We start from the raw sequence: 20,415 nt of genomic DNA, 5'->3' as shown, positions 1-20,415 counted from the left end.
GAACACGGAAGTTAAGCTCTCTAGCGCCGATGGTAGTTGGGACCTTGTCCCTGTGAGAGTAGGACGTCGCCAAGCAAGCTAAAACACGAATCAAATGATTCGTGTTTTTTTGTGTTTTCAAACAGCGCGCAAAAAGAAGTAATCGTAATACAAACACGTTGCCCAAGGGTGAATCATATTATATAAGAGATTGATGTATATTTTTCTGTAAATTGTTAAGGAATAGGAGTATAAAATATGTCCATTTAAATAGGGAGGGCAAGATATGAAATCACAAAATGAAGTTTGTATTGTTTGTGAGACAGAAAGAAAAGAAGGGATATATATTTATAATAATTTGATATGTTATGAATGTGAAAAGGATATGGTGAATACGGAGACAAATGATCCGAAGTATATATATTATTTAAAACAGCTTCGGAAATTAGAAGTATCATATTTTTAAATAGGCATATGCCTATTATTTTTTTTGTTCTGTATAATAGATAAAGAATGAAATAATAAGGAAGAGATATAAATGAATCAAAATCGCATACCTTTATATGAGGCATTAATAGAGTTTAAAGAAAGAGGGCCGTTATCCTTTCATGTTCCAGGACATAAAAGTGGTTTAAACTTCCCTCAGGAGGCAGTAGAGGGGTTTAAAGATATACTATCTATCGATGTAACTGAGTTGTCAGGATTAGATGATTTACATAGTCCATTTGAATGTATAGATGAGGCACAACAATTATTAGCTGATGTATATGGAGTGGAAAAAAGTTATTTTTTAATTAATGGTTCAACAGTGGGGAACCTAGCAATGATTTTGTCTTGTTGTGGGGAACATGATATTGTTCTTGTACAAAGAAATTGTCATAAATCAATTATTAATGGTTTAAAATTAGCGGGAGCAAATCCGCTTTTTTTAGATCCATGGATTGATGAAGCTTATAACGTACCAGTGGGAATTCATAATGAGGTTATTAAGGAAGCGATTGAAAAATATCCAAATGCTAAAGCACTCATTTTAACACATCCTAATTATTATGGTATGGGGGTAGATCTAGAAGCAAGTATTGGTTATGCACATGCACATAAAATTCCTGTTTTAGTAGATGAAGCACATGGCGCTCATTTTTGCTTAGGTGGAGCATTTCCAAAGTCAGCGTTAGCATATGGGGCAGATATTGTAGTTCATTCTGCACATAAAACATTACCGGCGATGACGATGGGATCCTATTTACATATAAATAGTAATTTAGTGAAAGAAGAAAAAGTTTCTACCTATTTAAGTATGCTACAATCTAGTAGTCCATCATATCCAATTATGACTTCTCTTGATATTGCACGTTTTACAATAGCGCGTATAAAAGAAGAGGGACATGATGAAATTGTCAAGTTTTTACGGGGATTTAAAGAAGAATTGTCTTCTATTCCACAAATAGCTATTTTACAATATCCATTACAAGACGAGTTAAAGGTTACCGTACAGACACGTTGTCAGTTATCAGGATACGAATTACAGTCTGTATTTGAAAAGGTCGGTATATATACGGAAATGGCAGATCCATATAATGTCCTATTTATTTTGCCCTTGCAAGCAAATAAGGAGTATATGAAGGCCATAGAGATGATTCGAGTGGCATTGCAACATTATGAGGTCAAAGACAAGAGGGAATCTATTCGTTATACTTATAAAGGAGAAATTTCTCCTTTACCGTATACATATAAACAACTAGAAGGATATGAAACAAAAGTAGTATCTGTAGAAGAAGCAGTTGGTATGATAGCGGCGGAAATGATAATTCCGTATCCACCTGGAATTCCATTGATTATGTACGGGGAAAGAATTACTTCAGAACATAAAGAGCAAATTATGTATTTAGAGAAAGCGGGCGCTCGTTTTCAAGGTAGTACGAAATATATGAAAGTGTATGATATAGAAAGTAGGTTTTAGGATGAAGGGATTATTTGTAACAATTGAAGGTCCAGAAGGTTCGGGTAAAACAACGTTAATTCAAAGTTTATTGCCATACTTTGAACAAAAAGAACAAAAGGTAATGGCGACGAGAGAACCAGGTGGTATTGCAATTTCTGAGGATATTAGAACGATTTTACATAAACAAGAATATACGATGATGGAAGCACGTACAGAGGCACTTTTATATGCTGCTGCACGCAGACAACATTTAGTAGAAAAAGTTATGCCGGCGCTTAACGAGGGCTACCTTGTATTATGTGATCGTTTTATAGATAGCTCCTTAGCGTATCAAGGATATGCAAGAGGATTAGGTATGGATAAAGTATTTGAAATAAATCGCTTTGCAACAGAGGACTGTATGCCTAGTTTAACAATTTACTTAGACATTGAACCAGAGATTGGTTTAGCTCGAATTGAAAAAGATGCAGGACGTGAAGTGAATCGATTAGATATGGAAGATATCTCTTTCCATAAACGTGTTCGTGAAGGATATTTACAAGTTGTAGAACGTTTCTCAGATCGTATTGTATTGGTAAATGCTGATCAACCAATGGAAAAACTTATAGAAGAAGTTGTTCAGATTATAGAAGATAAATTGTTATAATAGAAGGAAAGAATGAAATAAGTGAGGTATGCATTATGACGAAGACGTGGGAGCAGCTTTCTGCTATACAACCCATCGGTGTAAAAATGTTGATGAATAGCATTGCAAAAGAGCGTATATCCCACGCTTACTTGTTAGAGGGAGGGAAAGGGACAGGAAAGTTTGCGACAGCAATTCAAATGGCAAAGAGTTTCCTCTGTTCTCAGCGGAACGGGGTAGAGCCCTGTCATGTATGTACAAATTGTAAGCGAATTGATTCAGGAAACCACCCAAACTTACATATTGTAAAACCAGACGGATTATCGATTAAGAAGCAGCAAATTCATGATTTACAAGACGAGTTTTCAAAAACAGGATTAGAAGCAAATAAAAAAGTATATATTATTGAGCACGCAGACCGCATGACAGCAAATGCAGCGAATACACTCTTGAAATTTTTAGAAGAACCAAGTAGTGATACAACAGCCATTTTACTTACTGAACAAAGTCATCAAATTTTAAATACGATTTTATCCCGCTGTCAAGTTGTTACATTTAGACCGTTACCTACGGAATCTTTAATTAGAAGATTACAGGATGAAGGTATTACGGCATCTTTAGCGACACTTGCTGCACAACTCACGAATAGTTTTGATGAAGCTTTAGCTTTATGTAGTGATGAATGGTTTGCACAAGCACGAGCTTTAGTGATAAAATTATGTGAAGCGCTCGAAAAAGACAAAGCCTCTATTTTTTTTGTACAAGAAAAATGGGGAAAGCACTTTGGAGAGAAAGAACAATTACAGCAAGGTTTAGATATGTTACTCCTTATTTATAAGGATTTATTATATGTTCAACTTGGAGAAGAAGATCGTCTTGTTTTTCATGAGCAGAAAGAGATGTTTGAATCTTTCTCCTATGCTCAGAAGCGCATTGTATCAGCTCTCTTTAATATATTAGAGGCAAAAAATAGAATCAACGCTAATGTAAATGCGCAGCTTGTGTTCGAACAGTTAGTGTTGCGGTTGCAGGAGGGATGACCGTTTTGTATGATGTAGTAGGTGTTCGCTTTAAGAAGGCCGGAAAGGTGTATTACTTTGACCCGAATCAGTTCGATATCTCTGAAAATGAGTTTGTAATTGTAGAAACAGTAAGAGGTATTGAATACGGAAAAGTAGTTATTACCAAAAAGCAAGTTGATGAAAACGACGTTGTGTTACCGCTAAAAAAGGTTATTCGTATTGCTAATGAAAATGATCGTACCATTGTTGAAGAGAACAAACATGCTGCGAAAGAAGCATATCAAGTTTGTCAGCAAAAGGTAGTAGAACATAATCTTGATATGAAACTTGTAGATGTAGAGTATACGTTCGATCGCAATAAGATTATTTTCTACTTTACTGCGGATGGTCGGATTGATTTCCGCGAACTAGTGAAGGACTTAGCGGCAATTTTTAGGACAAGAATTGAACTAAGACAAATCGGTGTTCGTGATGAAGCAAAGATGCTTGGTGGTATTGGTCCATGTGGTCGTATGCTTTGTTGTTCTACTTTTTTAGGAGATTTTGAACCTGTATCCATTAAGATGGCAAAGGATCAAAATTTATCATTAAATCCTGCAAAAATCTCTGGTTTATGTGGTCGCTTAATGTGTTGCTTAAAATATGAGAATGATGAGTATGAGGCAGCAAAGGAACAACTTCCTGATTTAGATCAACGTATACAAACCCCGCATGGTACTGGCCGTGTTATCGGATTAAATATTTTAGAAAGATTAATTCAAGTGGAACTAGTAGACAAGGAACGGATAGTAGAATATACGTTAGATGAGTTAATGAATAAAGGGGTCGTTTCGAGTCAAACCACAGATTAATGAGGTGGGTGCTTGTGGAGAAAAAAGATATTTTTGCATCGGTTTCTAGTATGGAAGAGCAAATTGGACATTTATACAAACAGTTGGGAGAATTAAAACAACATCTTGCAGAGTTGTTGGAAGAAAACCAACATATAAAAATGGAAAATGAAAATTTGCGACACCGCTTTGAAGAAGTGCAGATTAAGGAAAAACAAAAAACCCAAAAACGTAAAGAAGTGAAGCCGAAGACAGATATTGGTGAAGGCTACGATAACTTAGCAAGACTATATCAAGAAGGTTTTCATATTTGTAATCTGCACTATGGAAGTGTACGTAAAGAGGGCGATTGTTTATTCTGCCTGTCATTTTTAAATAAAAAGTGAAATTACCTTTCCAATGATAATTGGAAAGGTAATTTTTTATACATGAGAGTAGAATGAAATATGTTTTTAATTAGTAGAAGATGAAATAGGGTAGGTTAAGGGTAAGAAAAGGAGTAATATATGAAATTATATGAAGATGAACGTTTAGATTACTTATTAGGACAAGAAATGAAAATTATACAAAGTCCATCGGTATTTAATTTTTCATTAGATGCTGTTTTACTTGCAGACTTTGCTTGGGTGCCAATTCAAAAAGGTAATTTACTTGATCTGTGTACAGGTAACGCAGTTGTACCCCTTCTGTTGAGTACGAGAACGAAAGGGAATATTACAGGGGTGGAAATTCAAGAACGTTTATATGATATGGGAATAAGAAGCGTTCAATACAATAAGTTAGAAGAAAGAATTCACTTAATACATGGGGATTTAAAAGATATGCCGGAGAAACTTGGACGTCATCAATATGATGTTGTCACATGTAATCCGCCGTATTTTCAAACACCTGCAACTTCTGAGAAAAATATGAATGAACATTTAGCAATAGCTCGTCATGAAATTATGTGTACATTAGAGGATGTTGTATCTGCAAGCAGTCAGCTAGTAAAACAGGGGGGGAAAGTGGCATTTGTACATCGTCCAGGTCGTTTACTAGACATTGTTACATTAATGCGTAAATACAAAATTGAACCAAAACGTGTACGATTTGTTTATCCTAAGGCAGGAAAAGAAGCGAATACATTGCTAATTGAAGGAATTAAGGACGGAAATGCAGATTTAAAAATATTGCCACCTCTTTTTGTATATGAAGAAAATAATGAATATACAAAGGAGATTCGTTCAATTTTATATGGAGAAGAATAAGCATTGTTTTTATGTAGTGGAGTGCTCTGATGGAAGTTATTATGCTGGATATACAAATCATATAGAGAAGCGGATTCAGACCCATAATAGCGGGAAAGGGGCTAGGTATACACGTGCTAGACTTCCTGTTGTTTTAAAATACGTAGAAGACCATGAGGATAAGCGTACAGCTATGCAAGCAGAGTATTATTTTAAACAATTAAATAGAAAACAAAAAGAAGAATATATGCAAAAAGGAGAACCATATGTGGCAACAAAAAAGCTTTCAGCAAAATGAAAAGGGAGTATTATATTTAGTACCAACTCCAATTGGAAATTTAGAGGATATGACATTTCGTGCAATTCGAATTTTAAAAGAAGTAGATGTTATTGCAGCGGAGGATACAAGGCAAACGAAGAAGCTTTGTAATTATTTTGAAATTGAAACACCTGTGATGAGTTACCATGAACATAACAAAGAAGTAAGTGGACGAAAAATTTTAGATAAGTTAGCAGATGGTAAGACTGTAGCCATTGTGAGTGATGCTGGTATGCCGTGTATTTCAGACCCTGGTTACGATATTGTTGTAGAGGCTGTAGCGGAACAGTATCATGTTATCCCGCTTCCTGGGGCAAATGCAGCACTTACAGCATTAATTGCATCAGGTCTTGAAACAAAACAGTTTTATTTCTATGGATTTTTAAAAAGAAATAAAAAAGAAAGAAAAATGGAGTTAGAGAAGCTTCGTTATGTACAACCTACAATAATGTTTTATGAAGCACCTCATCGTTTAGATGATACTTTAATCTCGATGCAAGAAGTGTTGGGAAATAGAGAAATTGTATTATGTCGAGAGTTAACGAAAAAATTTGAGGAATTTATTCGAGGGACAATCGAAGAAGCAATTGAGTGGACGAAACAAAATGAAGTTCGTGGCGAGTTTTGTATTTTAGTAGCTGGTTCAACGGAAGAACCTGCCCCAGAAGAACAATGGTGGGAATCTATTTCAGTATATAATCATATTGAACATTATATAAATGAAAAAGGTATGAATTCAAAAGAGGCGATAAAAACAGTCGCTAAAGATCGAGATTTGTCGAAACGCGATGTATATCAAATCTATCATGTCGATAAAAAATAAGCTTCTCATAATTGAGAAGCTTATTTTGCTGTTTCGATATAATCTTGAAGTTCGTTTAAGATTTGCTCAGCGCCTTCTTTGCTTAAGATAATTTTACCTTCAGCTAAAGATAGGTTACCATCAGATACTTCACCAGTTACTTGGCAAGTCATGTTTGGTTTATATTTTTTTAAGATGATTTTCTCGTCATCAACATAGATTTCAAGTGCATCCTTTTCTGCAATACCTAACGTACGGCGTAATTCGATTGGAATTACTACACGACCTAATTCATCAACTTTACGAACGATACCAGTAGATTTCATAATTCTTTTCCTCCTAAAGAAATAGTTTATAAGTTTCGAGTCTATTTTTAGATTCGTCATTTTTCGACAAAATACCCTATGGACATATGATACCAATCATTTACATTTCCGTCAATTCTTTAATTCTATATTTTTTAAAAAGATTTATAGAGTTCTTACTTCTTATATATAATAGAATGGGAGTAATTTCTACTATTATTTCACTTTATTTTCTGAAAAAATTATAAACTTCGAGTGACGATTGTATATTTTCTTGAAATATGAGTAATAGATGATAAAGATACTAGTCATTAACTCGTTTTTATCCTGCTATTTGCCGAGCAGTAAGATTCCAAATTCAAAATTTGACTGGAGCAAAGAAGTTAAGTGGGAGTCGAGCTGCTTATAAAAGCCCGATTGGTGCGGGCTAATAATCCGCGTGAGTGAACACCCCCACAGATTAAAGTTTCACTTTATATATAAGTTTTTGATATACTATTTATAAATACATATGAGGTTATCCGGGAGGTCCAAAACAATGACAGAGGAAAAAAAATCCTTTTATATTACTACCCCAATTTATTATCCAAGTGGAAAATTACACATTGGACATGCTTATACGACAGTAGCAGGAGATGCAATGGCACGATATAAGCGTATGCAAGGATACAATGTTCATTATTTAACAGGAACTGATGAGCATGGACAGAAGATCCAAAAAAAAGCAGAAGAATTAAATATTACACCACAAGCATATGTGGATAATATCGTTGCAGGAATTAAAGAACTTTGGGAGAAGATGGATATCTCTTATGATGATTTTATTCGTACAACTGAAGATCGTCATAAAGACGTTGTTGAAAAAATCTTCAAGCAACTAGTAGATCAAGGTGATATTTATCTTGATGAATATGAAGGTTGGTATTCTGTACAAGATGAGACATTCTATACGGAGCATCAATTAGTAGATCCAATTATGGAAGGTGACAAAGTAGTTGGAGGAAAAAGTCCAGATAGTGGTCATGATGTAGAACTTGTTCGTGAAGAATCATATTTCTTTAGAATGGGTAAATATGTCGACAGACTATTAAAATTCTATGAAGATAATCCACATTTCATTCAGCCAGAGTCTCGTAAGAATGAAATGATTAATAACTTCATTAAACCAGGCTTAGAAGATTTAGCAGTTTCTCGTACTTCATTTGACTGGGGAGTTCGTGTTCCAGGTAATCCGAAACACGTTATTTACGTATGGGTTGACGCATTATCTAACTACATTACAGCATTAGGTTATGGAACAGAAAATGAAGAGATGTATAAGAAATTCTGGCCAGCAGACGTGCATTTAGTTGGAAAAGAAATCGTTCGTTTCCATACAATTTATTGGCCAATCATTTTAATGGCATTAGATTTACCTCTTCCGAAAAAAGTCTTTGCTCACGGTTGGATTTTAATGAAGGATGGAAAGATGAGTAAGTCAAAAGGAAACGTAGTAGATCCAGTTACATTAATCGATCGTTATGGATTAGATGCATTACGTTATTACTTACTTCGTGAAGTTCCATTCGGATCTGATGGTGTATTCACACCAGAAGGATTTGTTGAGCGTATTAATTTCGATCTAGCAAATGACTTAGGTAACTTATTAAATCGTACAGTAGCTATGATTGATAAGTACTTTAACGGGGAAATCCCTGCATTTAAAGCAAATGTAACGGAATTTGATGAAACATTAGTAACGTTTGCAAAAGATACATTGAAAAAAGTAGAAGAGGCAATGGAGAATATGGAATTCTCTGTAGCGCTAAGTTCAATTTGGCAATTGGTTAGCCGTACGAATAAATATATCGATGAAACACAACCATGGGTATTAGCAAAAGATGAGAGTGATCGTGAAAAGTTAGCTTCTGTAATGGCTCATTTAGCAGAAGTACTTCGTCAAACAGGTATTATGCTTATGCCATTCTTAACAGTAGCACCAAGCAAGATGTTCGCTCAGCTTGGTCTTACTGATGAAGCACATAAATCTTGGGAAAGCCTATCTACAATTGGCTGTATTCCAGCTGGAACAAAAGTAGAAAAAGGAAACCCAATTTTCCCTCGCTTAGAAATGGAAGTGGAAGTAGAGTACATTAAGGAACAAATGAAAAGCTCTGCTCCTAAAATAGAAGAGAAAAAAGAAGAAGAACCGAAGGCAGAAGAAATTACAATTGATGATTTCTTTAAAGTAGAATTACGCGTAGCAGAAGTACTATCTGCTGAACCTGTGAAAAAAGCAGATAAGTTGTTGAAAATCCAGCTAGACTTAGGCACGGAAAAGCGTCAAGTCGTTTCTGGGATTGCAAAATTCTATTCGCCAGAAGAACTAAAAGGTAAAAAGGTTATTTGTGTAACAAACTTAAAACCTGTAAAATTACGCGGTGAATTATCACAAGGTATGATTTTAGCGGGTGAAGAGAATGGCGTATTGTCATTAGTATCAATAGACCAAAAATTACCAAATGGTACAAAAATCAAGTAATTAAGACAAGAAAAGAGATGTTTCACGTGTAACATGTGTGAAGCGTCTTTTTTCTTTTTACATTCTCTATTTTTGCATTAAGATTGTAGTATTGTTATCGTTAAGTTATTAAAGAGTTTATTTGTGTAGAATAAATTTGATTTCAATATAAAAGGAGTTATGCATTATGTTGTTTGATACACATTCACATTTGAATGCAGAGCAATTTGAAGAAGATTTGCAAGAAGTTATTGCACGAATGAAAGAAGCGGGAGTTGCTTATACAGTTGTTGTTGGTTTTGATGAAGTAACGATAAAAAAGGCGATTGAATTAGCCGAAGCCTATGATTTTATTTACGCTGCGGTTGGATGGCATCCAGTTGATGCAATCGACATGACAGAAGAGCATTTAGCGTGGTTAGAAGAACTTGCTTCCCATCCTAAAGTCGTTGCCCTTGGAGAAATGGGCTTAGATTATCACTGGGATAAGTCTCCAAAAGAAATACAGAAGGAAGTATTCCGTAAACAAATTACATTAGCAAAAAAGGTAAAATTGCCGATTATTATACATAACCGCGATGCAACTCAAGATATTGTTGATATTCTGGAAGAAGAGAATGCGGCTGAAGTGGGAGGTATTATGCATTGCTTTAGCGGCAGCGTAGAAGTAGCGCAGCGATGTGTAGATATGAACTTTTTAATTTCATTAGGCGGACCGGTTACATTTAAGAATGCTAAGAAACCGAAAGAAGTTGCTGCAGAGATTCCATTAGAAAAATTGTTAATCGAGACGGATTGTCCATATTTAACACCACATCCATTTCGAGGGAAACGAAATGAACCGAGCTATGTAAAACTTGTAGCAGAAGAAATTGCGAGCTTAAAAGGAATTTCTTATGAGGATGTAGCAGAAATAACAACAAAAAATGCAAAAGCTTTATTTGGTGTTGAATAAAAAGGAGTGGGAGAACCCATTCTTTTTTATTTTTGTGAAAAATAGGGTCGAATGAGAGAGTGTTACAATAAGGAGAGAGAACAAAGTTTTGGACATTCTATTTTTAAAATGTAAGAATGGGGAAAATAATAATGGAAAAGTCGTCATTTTTTTGTTTTACTAAGTAGAGACGAAACGAGTGTGGAGGCAAGCATGAAAATTAAAGAGATTATCGTTGTAGAAGGTAAAGATGATACAGTTGCGATTAAGCGTGCTGTTGATGCGGATACAATTGAAACGAACGGTTCAGCAATCGGTGATCATGTTATTGAGCAAGTTAAATTAGCGCTGCAAAAAAGAGGCGTTATTATTTTCACAGATCCGGATTATCCTGGAGAGCGTATTCGAAAAATTATTTCTGATAAGGTTCCGGGATGTAAACATGCTTTTTTACCGAAGGAAGAAGCACTTGCTAAAAGGAAAAAAGGCGTCGGAATTGAACATGCTTCTAATGAATCAATTCGCCGTGCTTTAGAGAATATACATGAAGAAATGGAAGCTTACACAAGTGAAATTAGTTGGAGTGATCTAGTCGATGCAGGCTTAGTGGGCGGAGAAATGGCAAAGAGTCGCAGAGAAAGAATGGGTAAGCTATTAAAGATTGGTTATACAAATGCAAAACAGTTACATAAACGTTTACAAATGTTTCAAGTTTCAAAAGAATCGTTTGCAGAAGCTTATAAGCAAGTCATACAGGAGGAAAGAAAATGAAGGATATCGCAACGCCAAATCGTACGAAAGACATTGTTGAAAAGTATGGATTTTCATTCAAAAAGAGTTTAGGACAAAATTTTTTAATTGATACGAATGTATTAAATCGTATCGTTGATCACGCTGAAATTGGTTCAGAAAGTGGTGCAATTGAAATTGGACCAGGTATCGGTGCGTTAACAGAACAATTAGCGAAGCGTGCTAAAAAAGTAGTAGCTTTTGAAATTGATCAGAGATTGTTACCGATTTTAGATGAGACATTAGCTCCATATAGCAACGTTACAGTTATAAATAAAGATGTACTAAAGGCAGATGTACATGAGGTGTTTAGTGAGCAATTTGAGGAAGGGCAAGATGTAATGGTAGTAGCTAACTTACCATACTATATTACAACGCCAATTTTATTTAAATTGCTGGAAGAGAAATTACCGGTTCGTGGATTTGTTGTTATGATGCAAAAAGAAGTTGGGGATCGTTTAGCTGCTAAACCTGGAACGAAAGAGTATGGTTCTTTATCAATTGCTATTCAGTATTATACAGAGGTAGAAACAGTTATGACTGTACCACGTACAGTGTTTGTACCACAACCAAATGTTGATTCTGCAATTATCCGTCTTCTAAAACGTCCGAAACCAGTTGTAGAAGTAACAGATGAGAATTTCTTCTTTGAAGTAGTACGAGCAAGTTTTGCACAGCGTCGTAAAACTTTAATGAATAATTTATCAAATAATTTAAATGGTTTCCCGAAAGATAAAGAGCTGTTAGATCGAATTTTAACAGAAGTAGAAATTGATCCAAAACGAAGAGGCGAAACGCTATCTATTGAAGAGTTTGCAACATTAAGTAATGCATTAGTTCTTCATAAATTGTCATAAGGATATAAAAGGGACAGTTCAACTTGAACTGTCCCTTTTGTCACCTTTCCTCTCCTAAATTCATACTTTAAAAACAGGTAAGATGGCCTAACGAGTTTGGAGGTAGGAGAATGGCTTTACATGTTGGAGAATTAGTGGAACGATATTCTCATAATAGGGATATCCTTTTTCGTATTATAGAAATAAAAGGCGAGATAGCTATATTGTTTGGAGAGGAAATTAGATTGGTGGCGGATGCGCCACTTGAAGACTTAATTAGTATAGATCAACGAGAACATAAAAAAAGAGCGAAGCGTGAGAAAGAAACAATGGAGCGTACGTATCGTTTGTTTCAACAAGATTATGTATTAATGAAACAAAGGCATGAACATACTTCAACCGGTGGATATACAAGTGAGGTGAATTATTTTCAAATGCCAGGACGTGTATTGCACATAGATGGAGACCCGTTATATTTGCGCAAGTGCCTAGACTTATATAATAAAATTGGTGTTCCTGTACAAGGTATTCATTGTAAAGAAACAGAGATGCATGAAAAGGTAGTAGATTTAATAGATCATTTTCGCCCGGACATTTTAGTTATTACAGGGCACGATGCGTATACAAAATCCAAAGGGGTAAAGGGAGATTTAGCAGCATATAGGCATTCAAGACATTTTGTACAGGCTGTTCGAGAAGTGCGAAAAAAATATCCATCATTGGATCAACTCGTTATTTTTGCTGGAGCATGTCAATCACACTTTGAAGCATTAATTCGAGCAGGTGCTAATTTTGCTAGTTCACCATCTAGAATTAATATTCACGCGCTAGATCCTGTATATGTGGTTGGTAAAATTAGTTTTACGTCATTTATGGAGAGAGTCAACGTATGGGATGTTGTACGTAATACGATTACTGGCGAAAAGGGACTTGGCGGGATTGAGACGAGGGGGATTTTACGAACTGGATTACCCTTTCAACATTATGAAGAATAAGCAAGGTACATATGTATCTTGCTTTTTTGTATGGAAAGGATTTAAATCAGCTTGGATAAAAAGAGACAAGAACGTACAGACTACATAATGATACTTTTACAATATAGTATTTCTTCTATCTATTCGAACGCATGATGCTTTTATAATGATATTGTCTGTGAGTTGCGGTTAATAATTGGGATAGATATATCGTGTTTTAAGTGTTCAATCTAAATTACAGCGAGGTGTAACGAAGTATATGTCAAAACGTTTAGATGAAATTAAAAGCGAATTAGATCACCATCTTGGACAGAGACTGATGTTAAAGGCAAATAGTGGGAGAAGAAAGACTGTAGAACAATCAGGTGTACTTGCAGAAACGTACCGTTCTGTTTTTGTTGTACAACTGGATCAGCAAGAAGATGCGTTGCAACGTGTATCGTATAGCTATGCGGATGTTTTAACAGAGACAGTAGAGTTAACATTTTATGGTGACCCTCATAATGAAGTGATTTTATAATTTATGTATCGTTACATATATTCCCACAAATGAAAAGCTATATTATTTTGCATACTAATTATACCGTAGCAAAATAAGGAGGGACTTTCCATTGAGTAGACGAAGAGGTGTCATGTCAAATCAATTTAAAGAAGAGCTTGCAAAAGAGCTAGGCTTTTATGATGTTGTTCAGAAAGAAGGCTGGGGCGGAATTCGTGCGAAAGATGCTGGTAACATGGTGAAACGCGCTATAGAAATTGCAGAACAGCAATTAATGAAACAAAACCAGTAGTTGTAAGATACTTTCTATGCTACGGTAGCCGAGGAGTGATTCCTCGGCTTTTTGTACTATAAAAGGTGCCATCATTTTACATAAGTAGTTTCATTCTGAATGCTTTTCGTTATAATTAGGGAAGTGTCATCGTCTTACTATAAATTTATGGTAAAATAAACGATAAAAGATTGAGTACATAGAGTGGGTGAATAGATTGAAGCTACTAGTGAAAGCACCAGCAAAGATTAATCTGTCGTTAGATGTACTGGGAAAAAGACAAGACGGATATCATGAAGTGAAAATGATTATGACAACAATTGATTTAGCGGATCGTTTAGAACTAATGGAATTAGCAGAAGACCGTATTGAAATTTTATCCCATAATCGGTATGTCCCAGACGACCAAAGGAATTTAGCTTATCAAGCAGCGAAATTATTAAAAGAGAAGTTTAATGTGAAAAAAGGCGTATCTATTACTATTGAAAAAACGATTCCAGTAGCAGCTGGATTAGCGGGTGGAAGTAGTGATGCAGCAGCGACATTACGTGGTCTTAATAAATTATGGAATTTAGGGCTTACAATTGACCAGTTAGCAGAGCTTGGCGCAGAAATTGGGTCAGATGTATCGTTTTGCGTATATGGTGGAACAGCAATTGCCACTGGAAGAGGAGAGCAAATTGAGCATATAAAAACTCCGCCTTCTTGTTGGGTTATTTTAGCAAAACCACATATTGGTGTATCTACTGCTGATGTGTATGGAAATTTAAAATTAAATCGAGTTACACATCCAAATGTAGATAAAATGGTTGATGTCATAAATGCTGGGGACTACAAAGGGATTTGTGATACTGTTGGTAACGTTTTAGAAGATGTAACGTTTGCGATGCACCCTGAAGTTGCACGTATTAAGGCACAGATGAAGCGATTTGGAGCGGATGCCGTATTAATGAGTGGAAGTGGCCCAACCGTATTTGGCCTTGTGCACCATGATTCGCGAATGCATCGTATATATAACGGGTTAAAAGGATTTTGCGAACAAGTATACGCAGTACGTTTATTGGGAGAGCGAGAAACGCTTGAATAAAGACGTATAATACGTTATGATTTGTTTAGAATATTCGTGATTTGAGGTGAGAGTATGAAAATTAGACGAAGTACAAGGTTAGTTGATATGACTTATTACTTGTTACAAAACCCTCGTCAGCTAGTTTCTCTCACTTTTTTTGCTGAAAGGTATCAATCAGCTAAGTCTTCTATTAGTGAAGATTTAGTTATTATTAAGCAAACGTTTGAACAACAAGGGGTCGGCACATTGCAAACGATACCAGGAGCAGCAGGAGGAGTGAAATATATACCATATATAAGTGAGGAAGAGGCAGATCTAATTATTGATGAGCTTTGTAGCTTATTTGAAAATCCAGATCGTATTTTGCCTGGTGGTTACTTATATATGACAGATCTTTTAAGTAATCCTCGTCATATTAACGGCGCAGGTCGTTTGTTTGCTTCTGTTTTTGCTAGGCAACCAATTGATGCGGTTATGACAGTGGCAACAAAGGGGATTCCACTTGCTTATGCAGTGGCAAATTATTTAGATGTACCGGTAGTAATTGCAAGGAAAGACAATAAGGTAACAGAGGGACCAACAGTTAGTATTAACTATGTATCAGGTTCTTCTAAGCGAATTCAAACAATGACGTTAGCAAAGCGTAGCCTTCCAGAAGGATCAAATGTTTTAATTATTGATGACTTCATGAAAGCTGGCGGGACAATTCAAGGTATGATAAGTATGTTAGAAGAGTTTAAGGCTAATGTTGTTGGTATTGGTGTATTAGTAGAATCCACGGATATTGAAGAAAGATTAATTAATAATTTTGTATCATTAATTCGTCTTTCAGAAGTTGATGTGAAGGAAAAAGCGATTCAAGTGGAAAAGGGAAATTATTCACTGGCACCATTTGAGGAAGGGCTTGTAGAGGCTGAGTAAAAAGGTAAAGCAGATAGCTTTATCTTTTTTTTATTCTATTTATAAATTATAAAATAGATGGACAAACTGCTTTTCGTGCACTATTTTTAAAGAGTAAAAATAAATAATAAAAGGGTGAAAAAAATGAAAGTTGTTCAAACAAACAATGCACCACAAGCTATTGGACCATATTCACAAGGGATTATTGTAAATAATATGTTTTATAGCTCAGGACAAATTCCGTTAACTGCAGGTGGAGAGCTTGTAGCAGGAGACGTGACAGTACAAACAGAGCAAGTGTTTCAAAATTTACAAGCAGTATTAGAAGAAGCGGGTGCTTCATTTGATACAGTAGTAAAAACAACAGTATTCTTAAAAGATATGGATGATTTTAATGCTGTTAATGAAGTATATGGCTCTTATTTCTCTACTCATAAGCCAGCTCGTTCTTGTGTACAAGTAGCAAAATTACCGAAAGATGTTTCAGTTGAAATCGAAGTAATTGCCCTAGTTAAGTGATTCTTTGTAAGCGATAACGTCCACTAATCTCTATATTCAATTACATTAAAAATTTTTATCTTAAAAATTTTTAAAAAATTAAAGGGAAAATAGAAATTTTGTGGAATTTATACAAATATATCGCTTATTTAGAAAAGGGTGGTGAACACAAGATGGAAGTGACTGACGTAAGATTACGCCGCGTAAACACAGAAGGCCGCATGAGAGCAATTGCCTCTATTACTCTAGACCATGAATTTGTTGTTCATGATATTCGTGTAATTGATGGTAATAATGGATTATTTGTAGCAATGCCAAGTAAACGTACTCCGGATGGAGAATTCCGTGACATTGCACATCCAATTAATTCTAATACACGCTCTAAAATTCAAGATGCGGTTTTAACAGAGTATCACCGTTTAGGCGAGTTAGAAGAGGTTGAGTTTGAAGAAGCGGGCGCTTCGTAAAATTCGAATGACAAGGGCTTTTTAAAGAAAGCCCTATAATTTTGCAACAAACTCCTGTAAGCATTTACAGGAGTTTGTTTTTTTGTGTTTATATATATTTATAGTTCGGAAAATTCTAAATTTAACAAAACAAAGAGGAAAACTTCTAATTTTTTCAAAATCATTTTAAATAGTATAGCTTATTTCTTAAAAAAGATACTAAAGAGTAAAACATCTTATAAGAATTATGGTAAAATTTAATAGTTAAAATGTGTTTCTTGAAATATATGATGATTTAGGATAATATCGTTAATGGATAAATAGGTTGCGATGGAGGGTCTATATGTCAAACAGATTTGCAGTGATTCTAGCTGCAGGCAAGGGCACACGTATGAAGTCTAAGCTATACAAAGTGCTTCATCCTGTATGTGGAAAACCTATGGTACAACATGTTGTCGATCAAGTATCTCAATTAGGATTGCAGAAACTTGTAACAGTCGTAGGACATGGTGCTGAAATGGTACAAGAACAGCTAGGAAACATAAGTGAGTTTGCATTACAAGCAGAACAACTGGGTACAGCGCATGCTGTAGATCAAGCTGCAAGTGTACTTGCAAATGAAGAAGGAACAACTTTAGTTATTTGTGGTGATACACCGCTAATAACTGCTGAAACGATGGAAGCATTGCTTCAGCAACATAAAGAAGCAGGGGCAATGGCGACGGTGCTAACAGCTTACATAGAAGAACCTGCTGGATATGGTCGTATCGTTCGTAATGAGAATGGTCATGTTGAAAAGATTGTTGAGCATAAGGATGCAAATGAGAAGGAATTAGCTATTAAAGAAATCAATACAGGTACGTATTGTTTTGATAATAAAGCTTTATTCGCCTCACTTTCTAAAGTTTCAAATGATAACGTACAAGGTGAATATTACCTGCCAGATGTTATTGAGATTTTAAAAAATGAAGGTCATATTGTATCAGCTTATCAAACAGAGCACTTCGATGAAACGTTAGGTGTTAACGACAGAGTCGCTCTATCGCAAGCGGAAATTATTATGAAAAACCGTATCAACCGAAAGAACATGGTAAATGGTGTTACAATTATTGATCCAAGTAACACGTATATTTCTGCTGATGCAATTATCGGTAGTGATACAGTTCTTCATCCAGGAACAATTATTGAGGGGAACACTGTAATTGGTTCTGATTGTGAAATTGGACCACATACAGTAATTCGTGATAGTGAAATTGGAGATCGTACGACAATTCGTCAATCTACTGTACATGATAGTAAGCTTGGTACAGAAGTATCGGTTGGTCCATTTGCACACATTCGCCCAGATTCAGTTATTGGAGATGAAGTACGCGTTGGAAACTTCGTGGAAATCAAAAAAACTGTTTTTGGTAATAGAAGTAAAGCTTCACACTTAAGTTATATCGGGGATGCACAAGTTGGAGAAGACGTGAATCTTGGTTGTGGTTCAATTACGGTGAACTATGACGGTAAGAATAAATTCAAAACTGTGATTGGTAACGGGGTATTTATTGGATGTAATTCAAACCTTGTTGCTCCTGTAACAGTTGAAGATGGTGCTTATGTGGCAGCAGGCTCTACAATTACAGAGAATGTTCCATCAAAAGCATTATCTGTAGCACGTGCACGTCAAGTTAACAAAGAAGACTATGTTGATCAATTGCTGAATAAGAAAAAATCATAATGTGGAGGGTTAATCTAGATGTCGACTCAATATCTAAATTCTAATTTGAAAGTATTCTCTTTAAACTCTAATAAGGAACTTGCTGAGCAAATTGCAAAGCACATTGGAGTAGGACTAGGAAAATGTTCTGTTGATCGTTTTAGTGATGGAGAAGTTCAAATTAACATTGAAGAAAGTATCCGTGGTTGCGATGTATTCATTATTCAATCTACAAGCTTCCCAGTAAACGAACATATCATGGAATTACTTATTATGATCGATGCATTAAAACGTGCATCTGCAAAAACAATTAATATTGTTATTCCTTATTATGGTTATGCGCGTCAAGACCGTAAAGCGCGTTCTCGTGAACCAATTACATCGAAACTTGTAGCAAACTTGCTTGAAACAGCAGGTGCAACTCGTGTAATCACTCTAGATTTACATGCTCCACAAATTCAAGGGTTCTTTGATATCCCAATCGACCACTTAATGGGTGTACCAATTCTTTCAGATTACTTTGAAACAAAAGGTCTTAAAGATATCGTAATCGTGTCACCTGACCACGGTGGGGTAACTCGTGCTAGAAAAATGGCAGATCGCCTAAAAGCGCCAATCGCTATTATTGATAAGCGTCGTCCTCGCCCGAACGTATCAGAGGTAATGAACATTATCGGTAATATTGAAGGTAAAACAGCAATTTTAATTGATGACATCATTGATACAGCTGGTACAATTACATTAGCAGCGAACGCTCTTGTTGAGAACGGTGCTTCTGAAGTATATGCTTGCTGTACACACCCAGTATTATCTGGTCCAGCAATTGAACGTATCCAAAACTCAAATATTAAAGAGTTAGTTGTAACAAACTCTATCGTATTACCAGAAGAGAAGAAAATCGACAAAGTACATGAACTTTCAGTTGCTCCACTAATCGGAGAAGCGATCATTCGTGTATACGAAGAAGAATCTGTAAGTGTATTATTCAATTAATTGGATAGAATGAGACGTAACCAAGATTGGTTACGTCTTTTCGTATCGAAAAAAGAAAGTAGTGGTACAAGAATGAAATTGATAGTAGGACTTGGGAACCCGGGTAGAGAATATGAATTAACAAGGCATAATATTGGGTTTATGGCGATTGATGAACTTGCAAAGCGTTGGAATATTTCTTTAAACGAACAAAAATTTAAAGGGGTATTTGGTGCAGGGTTTGTTAATGGAGAAAAAGTAATCTTACTAAAGCCACTTACATATATGAATTTATCTGGGGAAAGTATTCGTCCACTTATGGATTACTATAAAATTGATGTAGAGGACTTTGTTGTTCTGTACGATGATTTAGACATCCCTGTAGGTAAATTACGCCTTCGTATGAAAGGTAGTGCTGGTGGACATAATGGTGTGAAATCAACAATTTCACATTTAGGAACACAAGAGTTTCAACGTATCCGTATGGGAATTGATCGTCCGAAAAATGGAATGAAGGTAGTAGATTACGTATTAGGACGCTTTACATCTGAAGAAATTCCTGATGTAAATCATTCTATTGAAAAAGCGGCAGATGCATGCGAAGAATGGTTAAATAAACCGTTTCTTCAAATCATGAATACTTTCAATAGTTAAGGGTATGGTTTGGAATATTTTGTTTAGTTTTTACCCATACTAGTGGTAATTGGATTTTTAGGAGGCTAGTATGGAAGGATATTATTATTGCAGACATTGCGGGAGTAATGTAGGCTCCGTTACCGCAGAAAAAGTATATAGCGACGTTTTATTTCAACTAACAGAGCAAGAAGTAGTAGAGATGATTCATTTTCATGAGAATGGAAATATATATATAAAAACGATTTGTGAATCGTGTCAAGAAACGCTCGCATCTTATCCTGAGTATTATGAATATGAAAAATTTCTGCAATAAAATGTTGTCGCTTTGGCGTGTCCAAA

At 35.5% G+C, this 20,415-nt stretch carries 25 protein-coding genes; 24 read left to right on the top strand and 1 reads right to left on the bottom strand.

Going from position 1 to position 20,415, the window contains the following annotated elements; genetic code table 11:
* Window positions 1–265 precede the first annotated feature (265 nt).
* The 9 genes from V7S50_RS32280 (at window position 266) to rsmI (ending at window position 6,766) form a co-directional block, all read left to right on the top strand.
* Window positions 266–445: a sigma factor G inhibitor Gin gene (locus V7S50_RS32280; RefSeq protein ID WP_060629167.1), complete on the top strand. Its 180-nt coding sequence runs from the start codon at window positions 266–268 to the stop codon at window positions 443–445.
* A gap of 72 nt (window positions 446–517) precedes the next feature.
* Window positions 518–1,939, top strand: coding sequence for an aminotransferase class I/II-fold pyridoxal phosphate-dependent enzyme (locus V7S50_RS32275; RefSeq protein WP_242256560.1), 1,422 nt, complete (start codon window positions 518–520; stop codon window positions 1,937–1,939).
* Window position 1,940: 1 nt separating this feature from the next.
* Window positions 1,941–2,567: a dTMP kinase gene (gene tmk, locus V7S50_RS32270; protein WP_097952521.1), complete on the top strand. Its 627-nt coding sequence runs from the start codon at window positions 1,941–1,943 to the stop codon at window positions 2,565–2,567.
* A gap of 35 nt (window positions 2,568–2,602) precedes the next feature.
* Window positions 2,603–3,586, top strand: a complete 984-nt coding sequence (holB, locus tag V7S50_RS32265) for a DNA polymerase III subunit delta' (RefSeq protein ID WP_063222196.1) — start codon at window positions 2,603–2,605, stop codon at window positions 3,584–3,586.
* 5 nt (window positions 3,587–3,591) lie between these two features.
* Window positions 3,592–4,419 (top strand): PSP1 domain-containing protein, encoded by an 828-nt coding sequence (locus V7S50_RS32260; protein ID WP_063222223.1) that lies wholly within the window; start codon window positions 3,592–3,594, stop codon window positions 4,417–4,419.
* A gap of 14 nt (window positions 4,420–4,433) precedes the next feature.
* A complete protein-coding gene (gene yabA / locus V7S50_RS32255; RefSeq protein WP_000412056.1) occupies window positions 4,434–4,784 on the top strand; it encodes a DNA replication initiation control protein YabA in 351 nt (116 codons plus the stop codon).
* A 120-nt stretch (window positions 4,785–4,904) separates the two neighbouring features.
* Window positions 4,905–5,645, top strand: a complete 741-nt coding sequence (locus V7S50_RS32250; protein ID WP_242256559.1) for a tRNA1(Val) (adenine(37)-N6)-methyltransferase — start codon at window positions 4,905–4,907, stop codon at window positions 5,643–5,645.
* Entirely contained in the window at window positions 5,632–5,922 is a 291-nt protein-coding gene (locus tag V7S50_RS32245; protein WP_060629172.1) for a GIY-YIG nuclease family protein, read from the top strand. The genes V7S50_RS32250 and V7S50_RS32245 overlap by 14 nt, the downstream gene beginning before the upstream one ends.
* The gene (gene rsmI / locus V7S50_RS32240; RefSeq protein WP_242256558.1) at window positions 5,891–6,766 is read left to right on the top strand and encodes a 16S rRNA (cytidine(1402)-2'-O)-methyltransferase; all 876 of its coding nucleotides are present in this window, start codon (window positions 5,891–5,893) and stop codon (window positions 6,764–6,766) included. The genes V7S50_RS32245 and rsmI overlap by 32 nt, the downstream gene beginning before the upstream one ends.
* A gap of 20 nt (window positions 6,767–6,786) precedes the next feature.
* Here rsmI and V7S50_RS32235 read toward each other — a convergent pair whose 3' ends face one another.
* Window positions 6,787–7,071: an AbrB/MazE/SpoVT family DNA-binding domain-containing protein gene (locus V7S50_RS32235; protein ID WP_000843036.1), complete on the bottom strand. Its 285-nt coding sequence runs from the start codon at window positions 7,069–7,071 to the stop codon at window positions 6,787–6,789.
* Window positions 7,072–7,588: 517 nt separating this feature from the next.
* Between V7S50_RS32235 and metG the strand changes: the two genes are divergently transcribed.
* From metG to V7S50_RS32160, 15 genes are all read left to right on the top strand, one after another.
* Window positions 7,589–9,571, top strand: coding sequence for a methionine--tRNA ligase (gene metG / locus V7S50_RS32230; RefSeq protein WP_242256557.1), 1,983 nt, complete (start codon window positions 7,589–7,591; stop codon window positions 9,569–9,571).
* 166 nt (window positions 9,572–9,737) lie between these two features.
* Window positions 9,738–10,505 carry a TatD family hydrolase gene (locus V7S50_RS32225; protein WP_242256556.1) on the top strand — a complete coding sequence of 256 codons (768 nt, stop codon included), beginning with the start codon at window positions 9,738–9,740 and terminating at the stop codon, window positions 10,503–10,505.
* Window positions 10,506–10,697: 192 nt separating this feature from the next.
* On the top strand, window positions 10,698–11,255 hold the full coding sequence (gene rnmV / locus V7S50_RS32220) for a ribonuclease M5 (RefSeq protein ID WP_000692830.1): 558 nt from the start codon (window positions 10,698–10,700) through the stop codon (window positions 11,253–11,255).
* Window positions 11,252–12,130 (top strand): 16S rRNA (adenine(1518)-N(6)/adenine(1519)-N(6))-dimethyltransferase RsmA, encoded by an 879-nt coding sequence (gene rsmA / locus V7S50_RS32215; protein WP_063222202.1) that lies wholly within the window; start codon window positions 11,252–11,254, stop codon window positions 12,128–12,130. The genes rnmV and rsmA overlap by 4 nt, the downstream gene beginning before the upstream one ends.
* A 110-nt stretch (window positions 12,131–12,240) precedes the next feature.
* Window positions 12,241–13,104, top strand: a complete 864-nt coding sequence (yabG, locus tag V7S50_RS32210; RefSeq protein WP_001173738.1) for a sporulation peptidase YabG — start codon at window positions 12,241–12,243, stop codon at window positions 13,102–13,104.
* A gap of 238 nt (window positions 13,105–13,342) precedes the next feature.
* The gene (veg, locus tag V7S50_RS32205) at window positions 13,343–13,603 is read left to right on the top strand and encodes a biofilm formation stimulator Veg (RefSeq protein WP_000044347.1); all 261 of its coding nucleotides are present in this window, start codon (window positions 13,343–13,345) and stop codon (window positions 13,601–13,603) included.
* A gap of 91 nt (window positions 13,604–13,694) precedes the next feature.
* A complete protein-coding gene (gene sspF / locus V7S50_RS32200; protein ID WP_001985066.1) occupies window positions 13,695–13,874 on the top strand; it encodes an acid-soluble spore protein SspF in 180 nt (59 codons plus the stop codon).
* Window positions 13,875–14,070: 196 nt separating this feature from the next.
* The gene (ispE, locus tag V7S50_RS32195) at window positions 14,071–14,940 is read left to right on the top strand and encodes a 4-(cytidine 5'-diphospho)-2-C-methyl-D-erythritol kinase (protein ID WP_000772094.1); all 870 of its coding nucleotides are present in this window, start codon (window positions 14,071–14,073) and stop codon (window positions 14,938–14,940) included.
* A gap of 54 nt (window positions 14,941–14,994) precedes the next feature.
* Window positions 14,995–15,843 (top strand): pur operon repressor, encoded by an 849-nt coding sequence (gene purR / locus V7S50_RS32190; RefSeq protein ID WP_063222203.1) that lies wholly within the window; start codon window positions 14,995–14,997, stop codon window positions 15,841–15,843.
* A 123-nt stretch (window positions 15,844–15,966) separates the two neighbouring features.
* Window positions 15,967–16,341 (top strand): RidA family protein, encoded by a 375-nt coding sequence (locus tag V7S50_RS32185; protein ID WP_242256555.1) that lies wholly within the window; start codon window positions 15,967–15,969, stop codon window positions 16,339–16,341.
* Window positions 16,342–16,493: 152 nt separating this feature from the next.
* Window positions 16,494–16,787, top strand: a complete 294-nt coding sequence (gene spoVG, locus V7S50_RS32180; RefSeq protein WP_000454042.1) for a septation regulator SpoVG — start codon at window positions 16,494–16,496, stop codon at window positions 16,785–16,787.
* 322 nt (window positions 16,788–17,109) lie between these two features.
* Window positions 17,110–18,489, top strand: coding sequence for a bifunctional UDP-N-acetylglucosamine diphosphorylase/glucosamine-1-phosphate N-acetyltransferase GlmU (glmU, locus tag V7S50_RS32175; RefSeq protein ID WP_063222205.1), 1,380 nt, complete (start codon window positions 17,110–17,112; stop codon window positions 18,487–18,489).
* A gap of 18 nt (window positions 18,490–18,507) precedes the next feature.
* On the top strand, window positions 18,508–19,461 hold the full coding sequence (locus V7S50_RS32170) for a ribose-phosphate diphosphokinase (RefSeq protein ID WP_000107420.1): 954 nt from the start codon (window positions 18,508–18,510) through the stop codon (window positions 19,459–19,461).
* 72 nt (window positions 19,462–19,533) lie between these two features.
* Complete coding sequence (pth, locus tag V7S50_RS32165) at window positions 19,534–20,094, top strand: aminoacyl-tRNA hydrolase (RefSeq protein WP_001979768.1); 561 nt, start codon at window positions 19,534–19,536, stop codon at window positions 20,092–20,094.
* Window positions 20,095–20,164: 70 nt separating this feature from the next.
* Window positions 20,165–20,389, top strand: a complete 225-nt coding sequence (locus tag V7S50_RS32160) for an anti-sigma-F factor Fin family protein (RefSeq protein ID WP_000399441.1) — start codon at window positions 20,165–20,167, stop codon at window positions 20,387–20,389.
* The last annotated feature ends 26 nt before the right edge of the window (window positions 20,390–20,415 follow it).

The organism is Bacillus sp. CCNWLW194 (assembly GCF_037120585.1).
Classification (GTDB): Bacteria; Bacillota; Bacilli; order Bacillales; family Bacillaceae_G; genus Bacillus_A; species Bacillus_A basilensis.
The sequence above is the reverse complement of the archived record's forward strand: the minus strand, read 5'-3'. Positions and strand labels throughout refer to the sequence as shown.

Coding starts and splice junctions, on each gene's coding strand:
- V7S50_RS32280 (WP_060629167.1), top strand. CDS start 266: ATGAAATCACAAAATGAAGTTTGTATTGTTTGTGAGACAGAAAGAAAA.
- V7S50_RS32275 (WP_242256560.1), top strand. CDS start 518: ATGAATCAAAATCGCATACCTTTATATGAGGCATTAATAGAGTTTAAA.
- tmk (WP_097952521.1), top strand. CDS start 1,941: ATGAAGGGATTATTTGTAACAATTGAAGGTCCAGAAGGTTCGGGTAAA.
- holB (WP_063222196.1), top strand. CDS start 2,603: ATGACGAAGACGTGGGAGCAGCTTTCTGCTATACAACCCATCGGTGTA.
- V7S50_RS32250 (WP_242256559.1), top strand. CDS start 4,905: ATGAAATTATATGAAGATGAACGTTTAGATTACTTATTAGGACAAGAA.
- V7S50_RS32245 (WP_060629172.1), top strand. CDS start 5,632: ATGGAGAAGAATAAGCATTGTTTTTATGTAGTGGAGTGCTCTGATGGA.
- rsmI (WP_242256558.1), top strand. CDS start 5,891: ATGTGGCAACAAAAAAGCTTTCAGCAAAATGAAAAGGGAGTATTATAT.
- V7S50_RS32235 (WP_000843036.1), bottom strand. CDS start 7,071: ATGAAATCTACTGGTATCGTTCGTAAAGTTGATGAATTAGGTCGTGTA.
- metG (WP_242256557.1), top strand. CDS start 7,589: ATGACAGAGGAAAAAAAATCCTTTTATATTACTACCCCAATTTATTAT.
- V7S50_RS32225 (WP_242256556.1), top strand. CDS start 9,738: ATGTTGTTTGATACACATTCACATTTGAATGCAGAGCAATTTGAAGAA.
- rnmV (WP_000692830.1), top strand. CDS start 10,698: ATGAAAATTAAAGAGATTATCGTTGTAGAAGGTAAAGATGATACAGTT.
- rsmA (WP_063222202.1), top strand. CDS start 11,252: ATGAAGGATATCGCAACGCCAAATCGTACGAAAGACATTGTTGAAAAG.
- yabG (WP_001173738.1), top strand. CDS start 12,241: ATGGCTTTACATGTTGGAGAATTAGTGGAACGATATTCTCATAATAGG.
- veg (WP_000044347.1), top strand. CDS start 13,343: ATGTCAAAACGTTTAGATGAAATTAAAAGCGAATTAGATCACCATCTT.
- purR (WP_063222203.1), top strand. CDS start 14,995: ATGAAAATTAGACGAAGTACAAGGTTAGTTGATATGACTTATTACTTG.
- V7S50_RS32185 (WP_242256555.1), top strand. CDS start 15,967: ATGAAAGTTGTTCAAACAAACAATGCACCACAAGCTATTGGACCATAT.
- spoVG (WP_000454042.1), top strand. CDS start 16,494: ATGGAAGTGACTGACGTAAGATTACGCCGCGTAAACACAGAAGGCCGC.
- glmU (WP_063222205.1), top strand. CDS start 17,110: ATGTCAAACAGATTTGCAGTGATTCTAGCTGCAGGCAAGGGCACACGT.
- V7S50_RS32170 (WP_000107420.1), top strand. CDS start 18,508: ATGTCGACTCAATATCTAAATTCTAATTTGAAAGTATTCTCTTTAAAC.
- pth (WP_001979768.1), top strand. CDS start 19,534: ATGAAATTGATAGTAGGACTTGGGAACCCGGGTAGAGAATATGAATTA.
- V7S50_RS32160 (WP_000399441.1), top strand. CDS start 20,165: ATGGAAGGATATTATTATTGCAGACATTGCGGGAGTAATGTAGGCTCC.